Raw genomic sequence first — 19392 nt, forward strand, 5'->3', positions numbered from 1 at the left:
AGAAATTTAAAATGGCCTCGGTTGTAATAGACATTATTGTTTTATAATTCATAATTCCCAATTGGCGGTTAGAAATCGGTCATCAATAGCGAGACATCTGTATAAGGCACTTTGCCAAGAGTTTAAATGAAATCTTTCCCTTGATTCAACTTCTTCTAATATATCCTCTTTTAATCCTTTTTTTCCTCTTTGTTTATAGGTTTCTTTAAATTTATAACACCTAGCATTGAGTTCACGATTTGCTTGGGTAGTATACCTTTCAAAGAGCTTTATTTGGATACAGTGACGCTCGATTCGAGTAACAGAATCAACATCCAATTGGTCGCTCTTTACATAAAAAATAGCCACGGGGGTATCGCCAGGGTACTCAAGGCGAGTGTGTAACCATACCGCTGTATCGTAATTTTCAAAAAAGGGGTGTATGAGGTTTTCCTTACCTGACTTTGGCCAATAGGCACCTTTTAACCTATTGCAATTACTGCAAACCGGGACTAGGTTGTTAGGGTGAATTGCAAACTGGGCATACCTGCTTTTAGGAAGAAAATGATCCAACTCTACAGGCTCTCCATATGAACAAAAGCAACATCCCTTGTTTTTAGACCGCAATAAAAATTCATCATAGTAATTTCTACCCGGAGCAATCCTCGATAGTCGTCTGTCGTAGAGCCACTTGAGATCAACAAGGCTTAGAGGGGGGAATTCGTCATCTTTGCAACCGTCTATTTCATGTCCCTTTTTAGCTAACATATAGTCGTCATAGGCGTTTACGACCATGTTTAACTTTGTAAACCCTTTTAAAAACTTACTTTTTACTAATCTGCCTTCCTTTGAAATACAGGCATTAAAAACATCACTATACTTTTTATCAGGAATAATAAGTGAATGCATACTCTAAGATTTTCTCAATGCAATTAGAGATTTTGCTAATGCCCTTCCTTCCGCGCCTACGTTTGAATTAAATTCATCTAAAAAATCTCTATAGGTATAATTACTATTAGCCTCGATCCTCTCTTTAATAACTTTATAAAATCCACTATTCTCTACTTCTAGTCCGAATATTTCCCTTGTTAAAACATCGATGTTCTCTGCATAAGTCTCTATTTTAGGTCTATTAAAATTGTATATACTCCCAACGCGGTCAATCTTTGTTGTACAGTAACCCGGCACCTCTTGGAGTACCACTGGTGAATGAGTGGCGACTAGCGCTACGCCATTTCTTCTAATGAGAAGGTCAGATAGCGATCTTATAAATGAGGACAATAGAGGGGGGTGCAAATGATTCTCGGGTTCATCTATTAAAACAAGCGTTTTCTCATCTACCAATTCAACTAATCTGGTAATAGTCAGTAACACTATTCTATGTCCTGAACTTAACATGTCGAAGACTTTAAAAACCTTCAATTTGTCCGAACTTTCGGAGAGGTTTTTTGAGCAGAAATCTAAGTCTCGAAAAATAGGATCTGAATTTAAAATTTCTATTGTTTTCTGCCATAACATTTGCTTTGCATTACTGCCTGATATGGCATCAACAGAACATTTAAACTCTTTTGCAATATGTTCTGGAGATTTAAATGCCTTTCCGTCAGGTGATTTTAATCCAATATAGTGCGCACTGATAGAGCCGGGCTCATTATTATTTAATGGGGGTGGCGTAAAATGATCAAAGGCACTAAAAACCACTATAACCAGGTTAACAAATTTTTCACTGGACTTACTAGCATCGGTATTAATAAATTTCAATGTTCCAGATTCGCTAATAGGGTTCCCAATTTTAGTTAACTCATCCATTATTCCGGAAATGAGTCTTGTCTTACCTACTCCATTTCTACCAATCAATACATGGATGTTTGATGGAGGGGTAGAATGAGGCTCAACCTTTATATCAATTTTTTGATTCTGCTTATTTAAGGAAAATTGAAAGTGAAATGGTGTAAGAACAGCGTCTCCCTTAATAATACTTGGAAAAAGTATCCTAATCTTTTGCTCATCGGCGTCACGCATTAATGATTCCTGCATTACTTTAGCCAAATAAAACCTATTAAAAAGAGAACTGTTGTATGCACAATCTTTGAGTGAACTTAATATCTTAAATTTGGTGTAATCAGGCAAAAGAGATAAATTTTCGTAATAGTTTTGATTGCCTAATGAGCAAAAGTTTTCACCAAGAGTTTCAAAAGTTTCAGGTATCAACTTTAAAGCATCATTCTCCTTACCGTCCTCAGTTCCCATATCTACATGCATAATACGAACACGTCCAATATCTACAATAGCTTTTTCATTATTAATAAAATAAAGAGAAAAACTTGTATAAAATCCATAATCATTCCATTTGATTTGTGTGAGCCAGCATGTATTGGCTAATTCGGCATTGATTTTTCCCCGAGAGATAGTGGAGTGAAAATTAATTGAATAACTAGTCATTAGGTAGTGAAGTTCTATGATCCTGCTTAAATATCATATAAATGAACGAACCTTCCTAATAATAGCTTTCTCATTCTTGAATGCATATTTCTCTCGGTTATCATACACATCTTATAGGTTCCTGTCGAAATATGGAAAACTCCCGACTGACTGTCATCAACTAGGCCTTACGATATAATGTTTGCTCTCACATCATCTATTCCTTAAGAGGTATTAGATAACATTTTTTATATGCAATTTTTAAATGAAGATTTTGCTTGTCATCTTTATCGAACCATATTTCGTCATCCTTGACTACCTCATACTTCTCATTCATTCGACGAATCAGCCATTCTTTTTGAGATTCATCCAAACATAACAAAACTCGACCGAAACTTTTTGACACAATAGAACTGTCAATTTTTATATAATCAGCAAAATCCGTAAAGGGAGAAATCGCATCTGCTGTATGAGTGAGAAAAATCATCGATGCATCAAACTTTTGCTTCAATTCAAATACATTAAGAGTTTCCGAGTGTTTAAACAATTGATTCCCTTTAAAGGATTTCACATATCGGAAAGAACTCCAATCAGTACCTAATTTTTTTATTAGTTCTTTTAGTTGTTGTGAGTATTTTCTGTAATCGGTTTCAAGTTCGTTCTTGAACCCTAAATCAGTTGCAACTTTGTTGTAATGTCTTTCAAATTCATTAAATAAAACATCAATTGAATGTGTTTTGATTTTTCCCAATCCCAATGCACTATATTTATTCAAATAGCGAATATTTTCCTTCAAAGCTAATTCTATTGTATGTCTCATCAAGTATAATAAAGGATGAGCCACTAAATCAACTGCATCCCCCCTTTGAATAATTTCATTAATTAAAATGTCAACAGCATTTTCATATTGCCCTACCAAATTCATGTCAGAATGCGAATGCCCAATATGCGCCTGTAGTGCTTCCAATTCATGTCTCTTTAGGTTATCTGGCAAGTCTTTTTTGAACCACATATTTTAGTTTTTATTATGTAAATTATCTCGGTTAAAGGAAGCCGTAACAAGGGAATAATTATCTTTCGCTTCATTTAAAAGTTTACATTCTATTTGTGATAGAAGCTCGTTCAAATCGATTGTTATGCTTAATTGCTTCTCAAGGTACAGTCCATCAATTAAGTCATGAACTCCATCAGAACACACAATAAATAAATCTGATCTCTGAACCCTTGCGATATTATAAATCTCGGCTTGGGAATATTCCAAATCTCCATGTACTGATCTTGTTACAATGTGACGATATCTTGAGAGGCTGGAAACTGATATGGGGGGTTCCTGAGAAACGAGTTGATTAACAAGTGTATGGGGATGCGATTCGAACACCAAACGACGATTTCGAAAATGAAAGATCTTTACATCCCCCACCCAAAAGCAAATAGCTGAATTTCCACCTATTATTATAACGCCCCCTATTGTCGCCCCCATCTTTAATGATAAGGCCTCACGCTTTTGACGAAGAGCAAGGTTAGCTTTATTTACGGCCTTTTGTATGTGATATGGATTAGGTTCCGTTACAGTTGACAAATAGGTCGTTATATTCTCTGCGACTACTGAGGCTGCCATGTCGCCATAATCATACCCGCCCATTCCATCTACTACAGCGATCAAAGAAGTGTTGTTTTCAAAGGCTTGAGCTATTACCACATCCTCATTGACTTTTCTTTTTCCAATATGAGAGAATGACCAACTTTTCATTTTTCACCTGTTGCTTGTATGGTTGCTCCACCATGTTTTGTTACTCTTGGTCGAGTGGAAATCTTCAAAGGTTTCGATGAGATTCCTTTGTCTGTTGCTTTTGTTGCCCATAAGAATCCTTCACCAGGAGCGAGAGAACTCATATCTGCCGGGGATAAAGAGGAAAGTTGGGTTACAGACTTTTGAATATGCTTTAACCATTGTGGACTGTTGAACTTATGGAGCAGTACAATTGAACTGAGTTCAATAATTTCATTTGGTAAACTTGGAGGGTCTTGACTGGCTATCATAATACTGACACCCTTATGTCGCATTTCGCGAATTGCTGTAACGATATTGCCTGTCAAGTCCTTATTATCCATGTATTTGTGAGCCTCATCAAATACAATGAATTTATTAAAGTGGGCACCATTAACCTTTTTTACAGCTGAGAAGATGTTCAGCATGATTACAAATAGACCTAATGCTTCATCTTTTACAATAAACTCATCACGCAGATCTACAATGATCAATCTTCCGGGCTTTAGTATATCACGCAGGGTGAATTTGTCATCTATGTACTCTCGGGCAAAGCTCAATTTCTGTCTTGCCAATGCTTTCTGGGTATTAGACAGTAATTCAGATTCTTCTACACTTTGAGTAATGCCATCAAGAGATAGATCCCTTCGTAAATCCTTCATGATAGCTTTCAGCTGCTTTATGTATGTTGAATCATTACCAATCGCACCAAGCAGAAACATCCAATCCTGAACGTTCAATTCTTTAGAATTGAATGCTATTGGATTTACCTCTATTGAAGGATATTCTGCACGTCTTTCATCTATTTTATCCTTTGGAGTAAGGATAATGACATCTTCGATTCTATCAGGATTAGCACCGTATCTTTCTTTCAGCTTTCTTAGCTCTGCATCCTTGTCATTTGGCTGTTTCATTGATGTGAACTCTGGTTCATAATCCATGCTTTCACTGTAATGAAAAATTACACCTGCTAATGGAGAGGGGAGCTTGTTTATCTTGTTGAATTGCTTCAATACCATTTCTGAAATAGTGCCGATGGTATAACTTTTACCTCCACCCTGGACACCAAAAAGACTTATAGTATTGGTTTCGCTCAAATCCATTGCGATCTTTTTGCCATGAAGACTTTCACCTAAAAGACCGTATTGGTCACTTTCGGAGTTTTTGCCAATTAGAATGTCATAATCCGGAGGTGTGGCATTGGATTGAATATCTTTATCAATTGATTCAGAATCTTCTATATCACTCTGATTATCTATTGAAGTGGATGGGCCAACCGGAGTATTATCAGGCGAGTCATTTACTGGTAGTTCAATTCCTCCATCTTCATCATCTGGTTTATCATCATCTGGTTTAGTTGGTGTTTCAACCTTTTGATCTTTTGGTTCTTTGGATTTTAGTTTTTGGATAAATGGTCTAAGCTTATTGTTGACTCCTACTGCTTCACCTAACTCATTATCTAATTCCTGATCTTCCAGTCTTTTTGTATTCAAATCAGAGTCAGGGTCAAGAATCTGCTCGATTAGATTTCCACCGAAGGTGAAAAATGTAAGTTCATGGTCAACCGTTTCTTTATGGTGTTTCTTATCCGCAGAGAAATTAAAAACAAGTCCTAATTGTTTAAAAGACAGCTTGAATCCAGCGTCGAGGGTTTGTAGAAAAGCATGATAACTGGCATAGGCATTTTCACTCAGGTACTCGTACCTGTAAGCCCTTTCAATGTAAAAGCTCAATAGAGATTTAAATTCCTTGTTTTTAATCTCTCGATCTAGTCTGTCAAACGATAGGTGATATTCCGGATCAAAATGCAGCCTCAATGCAAGAATAGTATTCTCAATCTGCTCCCGCATTTTCGCCTTTAAATCATCTGTTTCAGCAGCTCCAATGCTTTTTCTGCATTTGATCTCAATGATGGCGATTTGAATTTCTCTGTTGTCAGGATTAATTGACACAAGTAGGTTGTCTGCCCGGCTTTTACTTTCTGTAGGCAGGTTTTCAAAAAGATTATGGTGAAGGTCAATTGGGATAAGAAATGACTCTTCGAGCAATCCTTTTTTCTCCAAAACTCTCTTGGTGAAAGCTGAGCCAATTACCTCAAAAGCTTTGTTCTTTGAAGAATTAAGTTGCAGAACCAAAGAGCTAGACACAGCTCTTAAATCTTCCAGAAGTATCTTGACCTTCTTTTCATCTTTAGGATCATGGATGTCAATATTGAACTCTTCAAAGTGTGGACCTAAAAGCCCAAGAATTTCGGACGTAGGTCTGGTTGTCAGGTACGATGAAATTCCGGTTACTTCTTCACCAGGCACATAATCAAGTAGGAAAGGTATCTTGCCGTCCTTAGAAGGTTGGTCAAAGACCTGTGGGCCAAGGTTCTTATCAAATGTGATAACCCAATCTGAATAGTCATGTAGGTGGGTTAACAGAACCTTATCCTTGTCATTTAGCCGCAATTGAGTGGACGGAATAGATTCAGTAAATTTTGACGCTAATGCGCCTGCAATGAATGTTTGAAGGTGATCAAATAAATTAACTCCTATTGTACCCGACCCTGAGTAATCAGGAAGTATTTGATTTCCTTCAATATATCTGTTCCATTTGATTTCATTACCCGAGTCATTTACAGCGATTGTAGGGGAAACTAATAATCCATTCAGATAGAAGTTTCGGTCTTGCCTGTAAGGTTTAATCAGCTCAACTGTTATTGGGAATGGGCTAATAAGGAAACTTAAATGTGCTGAAAATTGTGCCGGTGATTTAAGGTAATCTGTTATGCTATTGATAGAAAACCTCATTTTTGGAAAAAGCCTGTTTGCGGATGGTTGTGAAAATGCTTCAGCTTCTTCTGATATGTTTGATTCAGGGTTTATTAAGGTTCTCAGAGCTTCACCGTGCTCAATAATCTTGTCATCACCTTTGAAAATTCGCACCTCGTATTTGATGTTTTGAAAGCTAATTTCTTTCTCTAACTCAACCAGGGAATCTGCAAATACACCCGCATCACCTGCATTAAATAGGTTAATGATTAGTTTATCGGTATATGGGTGCTGAACCAGATAGTTTTTAACATGCCTAACAACCAGATTTTGGCTTACTTCCGTTTCAACATAGTTTTCTTTGGTGATATTGAATAACTGTCGGAAGTAATGTTTCATCTGTCTGGAGACAGAAGTCATTCCATTTTTAGACTCCTCAGTGAGTACGTTTAGATAGAGACCCCATCCGTAAGCCAGTTCACCAGAATAATGGAATGCCTTAAATGTGCCCGGTTCTACAAGTACTAAAGGATTGTTTTCAGGTGATAAATGGCCTTCAAAAAGGTTTGATAGCCCTTTAAACCAAGCGTCTTTATAGCCAGCATAATCATGAGTGCTTTTTTCCCACTCGTTAAATACGTCAACTAACTGAACCCACCACGCCAAACGAAGAGGGTGCAAAGGGGAAAGTAAAAATGCCTCAGCGGGTTTGCCATCAGGTAATTTGGTTTTAACCTTTACTAAATCCAGCATTTGAACCTCCACCAGTAAATCCTGAATGTTGGATTTTTCATCCTCCTCAATATCTTCCTCTAATATTTGCTTCTGAAGGTGAGCTGTCCAATCACTGATCTTTTCAATATATGTACGTATTGAATCAGCGAAATTGAAAATATCTGCTGTTTCAAGTACTCCGTTTTCAGCCTCATTTGAATGTTGAATCCTTTTGAAGATCTCCGAACGAAGTGAGAGAATTTCTTTAGGAACAATCGAAGATACTTCACTGATTGAAAAGCTTATTTTCTCAAAGCCTAATGCAGATGAGTTACTTCTGAGTATTGTCTTCACATACCCGAAATGATCAGCATTTTTTAAAAGGGTATCTTCAATCAACCTTAGTTTGGAGGATAGGTTTACTTGGTAATTATGCCTATCGGAGTAATTGATGTGGAAAGTTGAGGTATGTTTGGTTGGGTCCGTAATCCAGATATTAGATGTTTCTGACGGAACCGGAACCTCTGGTTCCATTCCTGATTTCAATTTTTCAATTCGGAATTTGAAGAATGCCTGCAAGACATTATTCAATTTATCTTTCCGCTGGTTCTCCTCACGCTCGGGATTTTCCTCAACCACATAATCAAAATCATCTGTATCACAAGTCAACTTGTAGTCAAAGGAGCTTTTTAAGATACTATCGTCTTTGGCCTTAGCTTCCTCCCAGGCAGATTGAATCCGAGGCTCTTTGAAGTCATCATTATTGTTGAGAATATTACCATGCTCGTCTTCTGCCCAAACTTTAAGGAAGTACGAACCTTCCTCCATCACATTTGGATTGAGGTCTACAGTCACATCTCTATAAAGTCTGTTGGATGCTGAGTTTTTTACTTTTCTGAGTATTTGTATTTCCTCACCTGAACCACCATTTACGGCCATCAATATGATTTTGAAGTAAGCAAGTCCGGGAATGTCTTTGGGGTTTTGACTCATGGTGATTCGTACCCTTACCTTAGAGGTTGAATTTTCCCTGGCTTTAAGCACCAGTTTCCCTTCCTCTACAGAGAAATCTGGGGATTTGATCTCTCCTGCATAAAGTTTGATATGAGAAAAATCAAGATCAGGGATTTGCCAATTAGCAAAGTTCAGATTGGAGTATTTACTATGTATGAGATAGCATATCTCAGAGGCACTTCTGGCACTATTTTCAGCCTTTATAAAATCTACCAATTCCTTTTGAAGGGAGTTTGGCTCCAAAGGAAGTTCTGCTATCCGGTCATACAATGGTTTGAAAAAAGAACTAAGCAGTTCAATGCTTTCAGCATTGAAATTCAGCCTTGATCTAATCTTGTCACTGTTGTCAAGCAGTTCAGAATCTGGTATTAGATCAAGCAGGTAAAGGTGGTTGCCTATAGATTCTTTTGAGTAACCATGTTCTTCCAAAGAAAGAAGATAATCGATCACATTGGCCGTATCGATTTGGTTGAGGTTTAAATAGCCCAGAATTTCATTTTTGAGGATTGCTGCATATTCAGCAGGTATATCATTTATTAACTGTTCCTTTAACCTCTGTTCAATACCTTCTAATGAGATTTCTTTGAAGGTGGCATTACCGTAAGAGTCTTCAGCAGATGTTCTGCTGTTTGACGGAATCAAAACTAATAGCGGTGCATCTTGCTTATTTCGCAGTTCAATGAGCTTGGTAGCAGTTATGAACCTCTCGTCAGTTGCTGAGTCATCAGTTACAATGAAGGTGTTAATATTGCTGTATTTCTCCTGAATCAGCTCCCAAAGAAACTCAAGCTCAGTAAGCCCTAATCCGGTGATCTTCATGCAATGGCCTGGAATGGATTTGCTTAGATCATCATGATACAAATCCAGTATCAGGTCAATGATTCGTTGATAATATGTATTTATTTGAGTCGTCATTTGCATTCTACTGAACATTTAATTCATAGCGGGGTCTAATCCTTTGCAGGATGTAGGCATCACTTAGGTCATTGTAAAATCCTATCTGTCTGAGCTTTAATTTGAAAGCCTCAACATTCTCTTTAAAAGCAAGGTGTGTATTGAGGTCTGCATCTTTGAACCGATCTTCTGCTAATCCATTTATAATTATTCCATAGCGATCACGAATATTTTGAATCAGCTCTTCAATAGATAAGGTTCTTGTTTGAAAGTTGGAGCCATCTGATTCAAGTACTAATATTTGGACAAGCGTTTCTAATAAGCGTGTTCCCAAAACATACCTTCTTGGGTGCTTTCTACCACGTCCCTGAGCTAAAAAGCCTCTTTCGTTATTCTTTTGAGATAAGTTGTCAAAGAGCTGCATGTGGTAACGGAATTGATAATTACCTCTGGCTTTTAGTATCAATTCAATATATCGGTCAAAGTAGGTGTCTTCATATTTGACCATATCACTTATAAGGTCTTTGTCTTCTTCATCCAGGGTGCTATATAGGTTGTCCCATTGGGTTTCAAAGTATATTTCGAAATCCTGTGGTTTTTCTTTTAATAGCTCCATAGCCCTCCGAAGATTGTCTGAATTGGTTTTGTCTAATTTTAACCTCCTCAAGGCAGCATTGATCTGGAATGTGGCTTTGATATAGTCATAGACATTATTACTTAAAGTATCAGCATCCTCAGCAGAAATCCGAGCTATCTTACTTTCAAAGTCATCTGTGGCATCTACTACTATATTCCAGTCTGCCCTTACTGTATCATTGCCTTTTTCAACCATTTTCGGTAAGGTGTGGATCAGCTTTTGGATATAGATGGAAAGGTGAAAAGATGTAATTGTCTTGAGGTAATCTATCAGCACGTTTCTTGGAATTAGACGTTTGTAAACCAAAAGTCTCCGAACGTCATCACAAAAGAGTTCCGCTTGTTCAAGGAGTAGCGGTTGAATCTGATTCAGGCTTGAGCTACTTTCCAGAAATCCGGGCTTAACATTTTTGATGATGTGCAACAAGCCCAAACTATCTACATCCAGATGGTTTCCTGAATTTATTTTGCTTGTGGTTTGATCCCATCCCTCCATTAGAAAGCTTTTCAGATCTTCACGAACTGTAGGATTGGCACCAAGCATTAAATAAACCTGATCTGCTGTATTATAGTCTCTGGTATTGGCGGCATTTCTCACCCTGTAGCTTTCAAGGTGAATCGGTCTCAAAGAGGAAATTTTCTCTTTATCGAGATTACCCCTGTAAACCATGTTGACCAAATTGCTACGCATCCACAATTCCGCAGCGTCCGGATTATCATTAAAGCCTTTTATAGAACCTTCTTCTTCCAGTTTAGAAAATACCCTCTTGAGGGTTTCTAAATCAATGAATGAATTGCTGCCAGCTCTTGCCCTTTGCTTTGGTCTTATTCCATTGTGCTTTAGCAGCATGAATAAATTCACCAAAGTATTATCAATATTTACGGCTTTTGCATCAGCTGTGAATATCAATTCATTGCGGAATAGGCTTTCGTCTTTATTTAGTTTTATGGCCATAGTTATAATACTTCCATAGGTTCTATGTAAAGACGGCTTTGCTCGTCTTTACTTATTCTGTAAAACTCCAAATTGTCGGGAGTTGCTACTACCACTTCATGATAGCTTAGGTTTTCCAGCAGGTTCTTGAATATGATCAGTTCAATGAACTTTCCTCTCAGATCGTTGAGGGAAGGACTAAACCCTTGCTGTATGAAATACAACATCTCATATAGGTCAAGAGAAATGGTCAGTTTGATGTGTTTTTCGGTTTTATGCCGGAAAGTCAAACTGTCTGGTTCATATTCCAGGTATTTCACCAAATGATCCGTTCTATTAACAAATAGCTCAAAATCATTAAGGTCAAATAATCTGAAAGATTTACTGTAAGGGTCTCTAATGTCCGTAGATGCAAGAACCAAATGGTCTTTGTCAATACCCGGATTATCACAGCCTTCATTCAATGAAATAGCTCTCGAAATGCTGGCTTTGGTATTTGTGCCTTCATCACCCTCGGTCAGGACTTTCACAAATTTGAATACCGAGTGATAAGGCAACCGTAAGAGATATGATGGAAATTTAGCTTCCTCAGTTTCTGTGGTTGCAGGAACATAACCATTCTCAACAGATAGTAATTCTGACTTACCTTCAAAGTATTGATGCCTGATAAATACCTTTTGAATTACCCGTATTCTTTTGATCAGTGCTCCGTCTTGCTCATGAGCTGGCACCCATATCTTGTTGTTGTTAAACTCATCAATCAGCGTAAACTCACGATCCGAAAATTCCAGATACTCATTGGTTTCATGCTGACCAAAGAAGAGGTCTCTGTCTTTGTCGGGAATAGCTACTTCACCAATATCCGTTTCACGCAGTTGTTTGATCAGGCGATCCTGATTGCCTGAATCATCCACCGATGGGTTAGTGATATTGAAGTAATAGTACTGCCAATAGCTTTCTGGCTGATTTTCACTGGTTGCTACCAACTGTTCAATATCCGCACATTCATGATCTCGGGTTAGCGTAAAAGCAATGAATGAACGCAAATCACGCATGGTGATATGCAGTTCCCGTTTGAGGCTGGCCGTTCTTAACAACCACTCCATTCGGGTTATAACTTCTTCGCCTGAAGCTGAATCATTAAAGGAATCAACATTGTATTTGATGAAACATTTATTTGCCAATTGGCAGGTTTCACATTTTGCCCAAAGGTCTTTTTGAGTCAGAGCTTTTACCTGACTTCTGAAAAGGCTTGGTTCCTGGTTGTCCTGAGCGGCTACTGATCTCAAATTGAGATTGATGATCATAAGGCCAGAAGGTAGCTCGTGGTGTCCTTCGTTGTAGAAGTAGTTTTCTATGGTATCATGAAGTGTTTTGTGTTTGCTTGTAGTCTTTAAGAACTCAACCAGACGCCCTTCGTTGATAGCAATGATTCGTCCTTCCTTAGATTCATTGTAATTGGACAGCCCTGAGAATGGCTCGAAGAAGCTCTCTAATACTTCATTATTGGCTCGTTGATCTTCATCCTGAGAGCCGTCATAATTGCTCTCAAACTGGACACCATTGATTTTAAACCTAGCACCGTTTTTATGTTCATGGGTGTTGAGGTCTTTTACTGAGTCATCATGCTCAATTCTTTTAATGAAAGCTGTTTTACCATCTCCTGCGTTTCCTGTAATGATCAGTAGCTTGTATTTACCATCAAGTATGTCGGGCAGTAGTTTTTTATCGAGTTTGGAAGGTGTATAAGTTAGCCGGTCGTACTCACTGATAGTTTCACTAGCACGTGTTCCGAAATTTCCTCCTTTGGACTGGCTGTATAATGAGTTGATGTACTTGATGAAATTGCCCTCTTCATCTTTCGCCTCTACAGTAGGAGTGGCCGTTTTTGTTTCTTGTAAAATGCCATCTTCACCAATCGACAGTAATGCATCCAGCATTTCCTGTGCATTAGAAAATCGCTTTGCTGAGCGAGGGTTTATAGCCTTACTTAAAAACTCTGCAAATGCATCCGAAATTCTTGGTTCAAATTCCTTTGGACTGACAGGATCAATACTGAGAACAGGCATTTTCTTAGGTGTCCAGGGGTATTCTTTGCAGATCAGTTCATAGAGCGTGATGCCCAAGGCAAACGTATCTGCTGACTTATCCCAATTCACTTTATAACCATCTGCAATAAGATCAGGAGCCAAGTAAGGGTTTGTACCAACAAAATCCTGATTGTCATCTACGAAGGAGGCCACATTGAAGTCAATGAGCACAAAGCGTTTCTCGTTATCCCAAATGATATTTTGCGGTTTTATGTCCCTGTGCAGAATAGGTTTATCAAGGCTCTGCATGGATACCAAAGCACTGAGAATGTCCTTAGCTATTTGATATACCCTGTAAATCGGAAGCTTGGCATCTGTTCTTGAATAGGTGCTAAGGTTCTCACCTTCCAGAAACTCCATTAGGGTATAAAACTGTCCGTTAGGCGTTTCACCATTCCAAACGAATTTGACAATGTTGTGATGCTCTAATCCAACCAAGGCATTGTATTCGTCAATGACCGAATTGGCGTTTACGCTTTCATGGAAGAGCTTCAACGCATAGTATTTCCCTTGAAGCTGGTGTTTTACTTTAAATACTCTGGAATAGCCACCTTTACCAAGAATCTGATGAATGACATAATCTCCAATCTTGTCTCCGACTTTTAACTCATAGATGTCAGTAGATTGAGCTGTTGTAGTTCTTGTTGTCCGTTTGGACGGGACTTCACTGTCGTTTTCCTTGAGCGCATCTTCGATGAATTTTTCAACCTGTTCTATGCTGTCTAATCGTTTGAGATCATCTGTGAGAACGGTCTTGAGCGAAAGCTCATCCAACCATTTTGGCAGTGCTTTATTGAGTGTAGTAGGCAATTTATCCGTTGGTAGCTTTCCACCCATTTTATCAAGATCATAAGGAGTCTTGAAAGGTTCTTCTCCTGTAAACAACCAATAGATGAGTACACCCAGGGAGTAAATGTCTGAGGAACGTGAGGCATCACCTACGGTCAATTCCAATGGATGGTAAGGCGTGGCATTGGATTCGTTAATGGTAGCCATTACCGTATATCCTTGTTGGTTGTGATCGGTGAAGTAGGACTTCCCGAAATTGCCCAAATAGGCATAACCGCTGCTCATGTAAATGTTGTCAGGGTTAATGTCCCGATGAAAGATGCTTTCCTTATGAGCTTCTTTCAAGGCGGCCATAATGTTGCGGACAATACCTAGCTTTTCCTGAAAGGTGAAGGTTTTGGATCGGGCTTCTGCTCTCAGAGAGTTCTCATCCAAGAAGTCTGATATTTCATAGAACTGATGGTTTTCTTCATCAATTTTGAACTCTACGTTCAGTATGAAAGGCTTGGCTTTGATCTTGTGAAGCGCTTTGTACTGATTCTTAATAGCCTCCTCACGTTTGAGCAGTTCAGGTTGTGAAAGACCTGCCACCTGAAGAGAATACTCTTTAACTCTTTTGCGGATAGAGGAGGTAACTCCTTTTGGTTTTACCAGGTATTCAGTGAAGTTGGGTTCCTGCTGAAGTATTTCTATAATTTCATAACCCTCAACTTCCCGTTTTTCGTCCGGTGCTTTTTTGCTCTGGCTGCCGTCAAGGTACTTTACAATGTCTTTGTAGATGTCTGCAATGTCATCTTCCGATTTCCCAATCTGTTCCGGATCTGTCAGGTAATTGATCAACTGCTCATTGAGCTGAAAGGTGAGCTTAGCCGACTCCTGCCATAGCGAAGGAGCATAGGTATTAGGATAGGATAGGGTAACCATGTTTTGAATCCATGCCCTTGCCCAGGAAGGTTCGTGTTCCCTTAGTTTGGAGGCCAGCACTGCCGTTTTTTGCCTTCCGGTTTTTAAAGGGTTCTGACGCTGGCGATCATTTACATACCAATAGTTGTCGTCTCCTTCAATTCTTCCTTTCCAGTCCTTGTTCTCAATGTTGTATATCGCATGTGGGGCAACAATCAACAAATCATACTCCCAATACTGTGTTCGGTTGTTTCGTGGATTGGTGGAGGCCAGCTCAACATTCGGCACGAGATAAAAGCTGTCTGGCAGGTTAACCTGCAAGTAATCCAGCAAACGCTTTTCTCCGGCATTTACAACCGAATCGAAATATGGTGGTACTATGATTTTTGCCATGATTCAATTTCGTTTTCTACTAATTCGATTGCTTTGTTTTCATTAATTATTGCCTGGTCAAGTAATTCAGTAGCTTTAGAGACTAGAGCTTTCACTTTTGCTTTTTTACCATTATCTAATTCAGGAATTAGCAATTCTTTAATATAATCATCATTAATAGTGAGGATAGCTGATCCAAAAATTCCTGCTCGCAAATAGCTCTTTCCAAAACTTGAAGAGAGGAAGCCATAGATATAGTGAGCTTCTGATTCATCAACAATGACTCTCAAGGCATGCTCATTTACACCCAACTTGTTGATTGAGTCTCCTACAAGGAAGGTGGAACCCAAAATTTCTTGACCAGACCTAGCAATCAAGATCCAATTTTTTTTGACCTGAAGAGTTTCTATTCCATTCATTTTGAAAGAAAGGTATTTATTGATTCTCAAAGGGTTGATGGAAAATAAGTCAGTGGTAGATAAATATTTTAGGCCATGCTTCACATAAACCCTTTTTCCTCTATTAGGAATAAAAATACTTTCAATATGATTCTCGAATTTGGTAAATGAGTATCCACAATTTTTGACAACAGCGTCTAGTTCTTTCTTATAGATATTGAAAGAAGCATCAAGACGATTATGAAATAGACTAAGTTCAGAAGAGAACTTTTGGTAAGTCTTAGGAAGTGGGGTATTTAATGAAAGGATTTCATCAAAGTAAGCATGTGCAGTTTTTAAGAGCTTGTTAGCCTCAACACGCGAATTCAATGAATCTTTAACCAATTGATCAATCTCAAATTGATTTTTATCAGGAAAAATAGGGATTTCAATACTTCCAACATGATCAGGCTCAATATGCTTTACAACACCTCCATAGCTCGATTGAGTCAATAAACCATAGCCAAATTTTGAAGAAAGTAAGGCATACAGAACACCTCGCTTGATTTTATTTTCTTTAGGGTTAATTCTTACTAAATCATCAGTTCCTGTTTTCCCTTCATGATCACTTGTAGTGCAGACTACTTTTCCAAGTGTTCCAGATCGCGTGATAAGAATCCAATCCTTCTTTAATTCTAATTCTTTTAAGTGTGGCGAATACTTCTTTGAGACAAATTTACCGGAATCTAAATCTTGCTTAAATAAATCTGAAGCCGAATAGAATTGATTACCATTAGTAGGTGAGTCCACATACACACGTTTATGGATGTTTCCTTTGTATAATTCCTTCGATTCTTTTTCGATAGTAGTTTTTGGATATGGGCAAAAGTTATCAATAATCCATTTTGTCTTAACACCATCGCTTAAATGATATGAGGCATCAAACCTTACTCCGGAATTAACTAACCAATTTTTCTTTACCTTAACAGACTTCATAAAATTGATTTAAGAAATTGTGCGTATTCTAGACAGATTTTAGGTAGATCATCATCCAGCTGTTTTAATTTTTCTCTTCGAGTTTTAACCTCTAATGATCCGTCTCTTTTGTGTACCACATATTTAGTTTCAGTGTCAAAAAGAATCTCAGCACCGTCATCATCACGCATGTAGATTGGATTTCCTCTACGGTCTTTCCCCAGCTTTTCAGCAATGGCCATAAACACCTCATAATCTTCCGCACTATCCTGAGCAAGCTGTCTTTCCACCTCTGTTTTCCGCTGTAAAAAGAGTAATGAAGCCTGAACGCCCACCTGCGGCAAGAAAGCTTCTACTGCAAGATCAACAGAAGCAAGGATTTTGAATTTGTCCAGAATCCATTCCCGAACAGGGAGGGTGTTAGGGTTTCCTAAAATTCCGTCTGGCAGTACGATGGCCACTTTACCACCTGGCTTCAGGAAGTTGTAGCACGCTTCAATGAATAGCACTTCAGGAGCATCACTGTACTTGGAGAGAAAATACTGGCTTGCTATTTCCGGTTCTACTTTCACTTTTGCGCCAAATGGTGGGTTGGTAAAAATGATGTCGAATTTTTCACGGGCATCATTCCCATATCGGTTTTCAATGTCTTTCATCTCCGAAAGGCTGGTGCCAATAGCACTATGTATTTTTTCTATCTCAGCTGGGTGCTCCCAATTAGGGTAGGCAAGGGAATTGACATGGAAGATATTGGCGTGTCCATCACCAGCCATTACCATGTTCATTCTAGCTGCCTTTTTCAGGTCAGGGTCAAAATCAAAGCCGAATATGCTGCGTTCTGCGTATTCTCTAACCCGCTCGTTCACTTCCATAGAATTAAACTTTTCAGCCAGTAGTGGTCCATCTAAATCTGGATATAACTCAGCGGCAATCTGCTTTCTTACATGGTCAAGTACCATCACCAAAAAGCCTCCCGAGCCACATGCAGGATCGAGCACTCGATCATTTTCGGTGGGGTTCATCATCTCTACCATTGCTTTGATGATGTTTCTTGGAGTGAAAAACTGACCTGCTTCCTGTTTTAAGGTGTTGCTTACAATTGTTTCGTAAGCCATGCCCTTAACATCTACAGAAGCGTCCAGGAAGGAGTATTTGGAAAGTTCGCCGGCAATAAAGGCAATTCCCTTATCAGTAAGGCCGATGGCTTCATTACCGTCAAATACCTCTGAGAATATTTCGTCACCTTTCAGTTCTTCAAACAGACCTTTAATTCGCTTGGCTACTGCTTTTCTGCCTTCTTCGGTGTTCTGTTCTTTTACACCTACCCAAAACTTTCTACGATAGCTTTCTTCAGATGGCATAAATCTGCGTTTCTCATCATAGAGCTTACAGAAGATGAGGTTCAGCAATTGCCAAAAAGCATCTTTCTTTCGGCCTTCATTGCCGTAGATGTAATCATGTGAACGCTTGAATACTTTGATCAGGGAGTCATTGGCAGGCTTCTTACTGGAAGAGCGGTCAGCTCTGTCCAGGTCGTCCAGTGTTTCTCCTTCACCAGGGAAGTCAGAAAGATCCACAAACTCATAATCAAAGCCCATAGCATCATCTTCCTTTTGCAGGTAGTGATAGCTTGAGCCATTTGCCCAAAGGCCAAATTCACAGCTCTCAACTGCACCCATAGCATTTTCCAGAGTAGGTTTTACACCTTTTTTCTTATCCGTGTCTTTAACCTTGTCATCCTGCACCACGCAGATGCGGATAATGAAGTCCTGCTCATGTGGTTTACCTTTTTCAAAGACCACTAATTCTACCTTCTGCTTTTTGGGCTTTCCGGTATCTGGATCGGTGTATTGGATGGCAAAATCCCGCTCCATGTCAGAAAGGTCGAAACCGTACTCTTCATTGAGCATCAGGATTATGGATTGTAGGTTGCTTTCCTGTGGTTTGATCTTTTTGACTTCACCCGTCAGGATGCAAACCAACTGGTTATCCTCCAATACTATGTCGTCCTGTTCAATAACTTCTGTGGACATTATTCAATGGTTTTTAATAGTTCGTTTATTTCTTTTCGCTTATCCCGTCTGGCTGCATACCGTAACAGTTTGCTTTTATTCACATTGTACTTGGCAAATGCCTGTGCATAGAGTTTGTGAATATCTAATCCTATAGGCTGCAAATACTGTTCGTGCTCAAACCATGCATTGACCAATATGCCTTCAATGCTCGGGGATAGGTAGTCGCCTGATCGTTCTGTTGGTGTCTCGGAAATCAATGCTGTCAAAATGATGGCTTCATCTTGCGGGATGAGGTATCGGGCAGTTGTTTCCTTGTCTGGTTGTAGATAGACCTTCTTGCTGAAAGAAAGCATCTCACCAAACAAAGCATCCAATTCATCTTTATTCAAAGCAAGAAAGACCCAATACTTGGAGATGTCACCACCGGCAATTTCATTCAACAGAAGGGTGTCCCACATGACGATTTCGCCAGTGTAAAGTGCCTTTACTCGATTATACAGTCTTTTGGATTTTAAACTTAGTTCTGGAGAAAATTCAGGTTTGTAATCAAAGGTGTATAGACCTCTTCCAATCTGATAAAGAAGCTTGTCCTTTTTTAATTGATTGAGTCTCCAGGCTATAGTATTAACGGAAAGGTCCGGTAATAGAGAATGAAGCACCTCAGTGACTTCTTTTGAGGAAATCTGTGATTGTTTTCTGAAGCGTTGTTTTAATTCTCTTGCAAGATCAATATTCTTCACTGTTCGACGACGTTA

General features: G+C 38.8%; 10 protein-coding genes. All 10 read right to left on the reverse strand.

Going from position 1 to position 19392, the window contains the following annotated elements:
- Window positions 1-48 precede the first annotated feature (48 nt).
- Window positions 49-888: an HNH endonuclease family protein gene (locus tag JMN32_RS00135; RefSeq protein WP_202854240.1), complete on the reverse strand. Its 840-nt coding sequence runs from the start codon at window positions 886-888 to the stop codon at window positions 49-51.
- Between the two features lie 3 nt (window positions 889-891).
- Window positions 892-2421 carry an AAA family ATPase gene (locus JMN32_RS00140; RefSeq protein WP_202854241.1) on the reverse strand — a complete coding sequence of 510 codons (1530 nt, stop codon included), beginning with the start codon at window positions 2419-2421 and terminating at the stop codon, window positions 892-894.
- Between the two features lie 196 nt (window positions 2422-2617).
- Window positions 2618-3412, reverse strand: a complete 795-nt coding sequence (locus tag JMN32_RS00145; RefSeq protein ID WP_202854242.1) for a hypothetical protein — start codon at window positions 3410-3412, stop codon at window positions 2618-2620.
- 3 nt (window positions 3413-3415) lie between these two features.
- Window positions 3416-4150 carry a PP2C family protein-serine/threonine phosphatase gene (locus JMN32_RS00150; protein ID WP_202854243.1) on the reverse strand — a complete coding sequence of 245 codons (735 nt, stop codon included), beginning with the start codon at window positions 4148-4150 and terminating at the stop codon, window positions 3416-3418.
- Window positions 4147-9573 (reverse strand): methylation-associated defense system ATP-binding protein MAD8, encoded by a 5427-nt coding sequence (mads8, locus tag JMN32_RS00155; RefSeq protein ID WP_202854244.1) that lies wholly within the window; start codon window positions 9571-9573, stop codon window positions 4147-4149. The genes JMN32_RS00150 and mads8 overlap by 4 nt, the downstream gene beginning before the upstream one ends.
- 1 nt (window position 9574) lies before the next feature.
- On the reverse strand, window positions 9575-11137 hold the full coding sequence (gene mads7, locus JMN32_RS00160; protein WP_202854245.1) for a methylation-associated defense system protein MAD7: 1563 nt from the start codon (window positions 11135-11137) through the stop codon (window positions 9575-9577).
- Window positions 11138-11139: 2 nt separating this feature from the next.
- Complete coding sequence (mads6, locus tag JMN32_RS00165) at window positions 11140-15291, reverse strand: methylation-associated defense system protein kinase MAD6 (protein ID WP_202854246.1); 4152 nt, start codon at window positions 15289-15291, stop codon at window positions 11140-11142.
- The gene (gene mads5 / locus JMN32_RS00170; protein WP_202854247.1) at window positions 15276-16643 is read right to left on the reverse strand and encodes a methylation-associated defense system restriction endonuclease subunit S MAD5; all 1368 of its coding nucleotides are present in this window, start codon (window positions 16641-16643) and stop codon (window positions 15276-15278) included. The genes mads6 and mads5 overlap by 16 nt, the downstream gene beginning before the upstream one ends.
- Window positions 16640-18655: a methylation-associated defense system DNA methyltransferase MAD2 gene (gene mads2, locus JMN32_RS00175; protein ID WP_202854248.1), complete on the reverse strand. Its 2016-nt coding sequence runs from the start codon at window positions 18653-18655 to the stop codon at window positions 16640-16642. Before mads2 ends, mads5 begins: the two co-directional genes overlap by 4 nt.
- The gene (locus JMN32_RS00180; protein WP_202854249.1) at window positions 18655-19377 is read right to left on the reverse strand and encodes a DUF6577 family protein; all 723 of its coding nucleotides are present in this window, start codon (window positions 19375-19377) and stop codon (window positions 18655-18657) included. The genes mads2 and JMN32_RS00180 overlap by 1 nt, the downstream gene beginning before the upstream one ends.
- Window positions 19378-19392: the final 15 nt, after the last annotated feature.

This window comes from Fulvivirga marina (assembly GCF_016775155.1).
GTDB lineage: Bacteria > Bacteroidota > Bacteroidia > Cytophagales > Cyclobacteriaceae > Fulvivirga > Fulvivirga marina.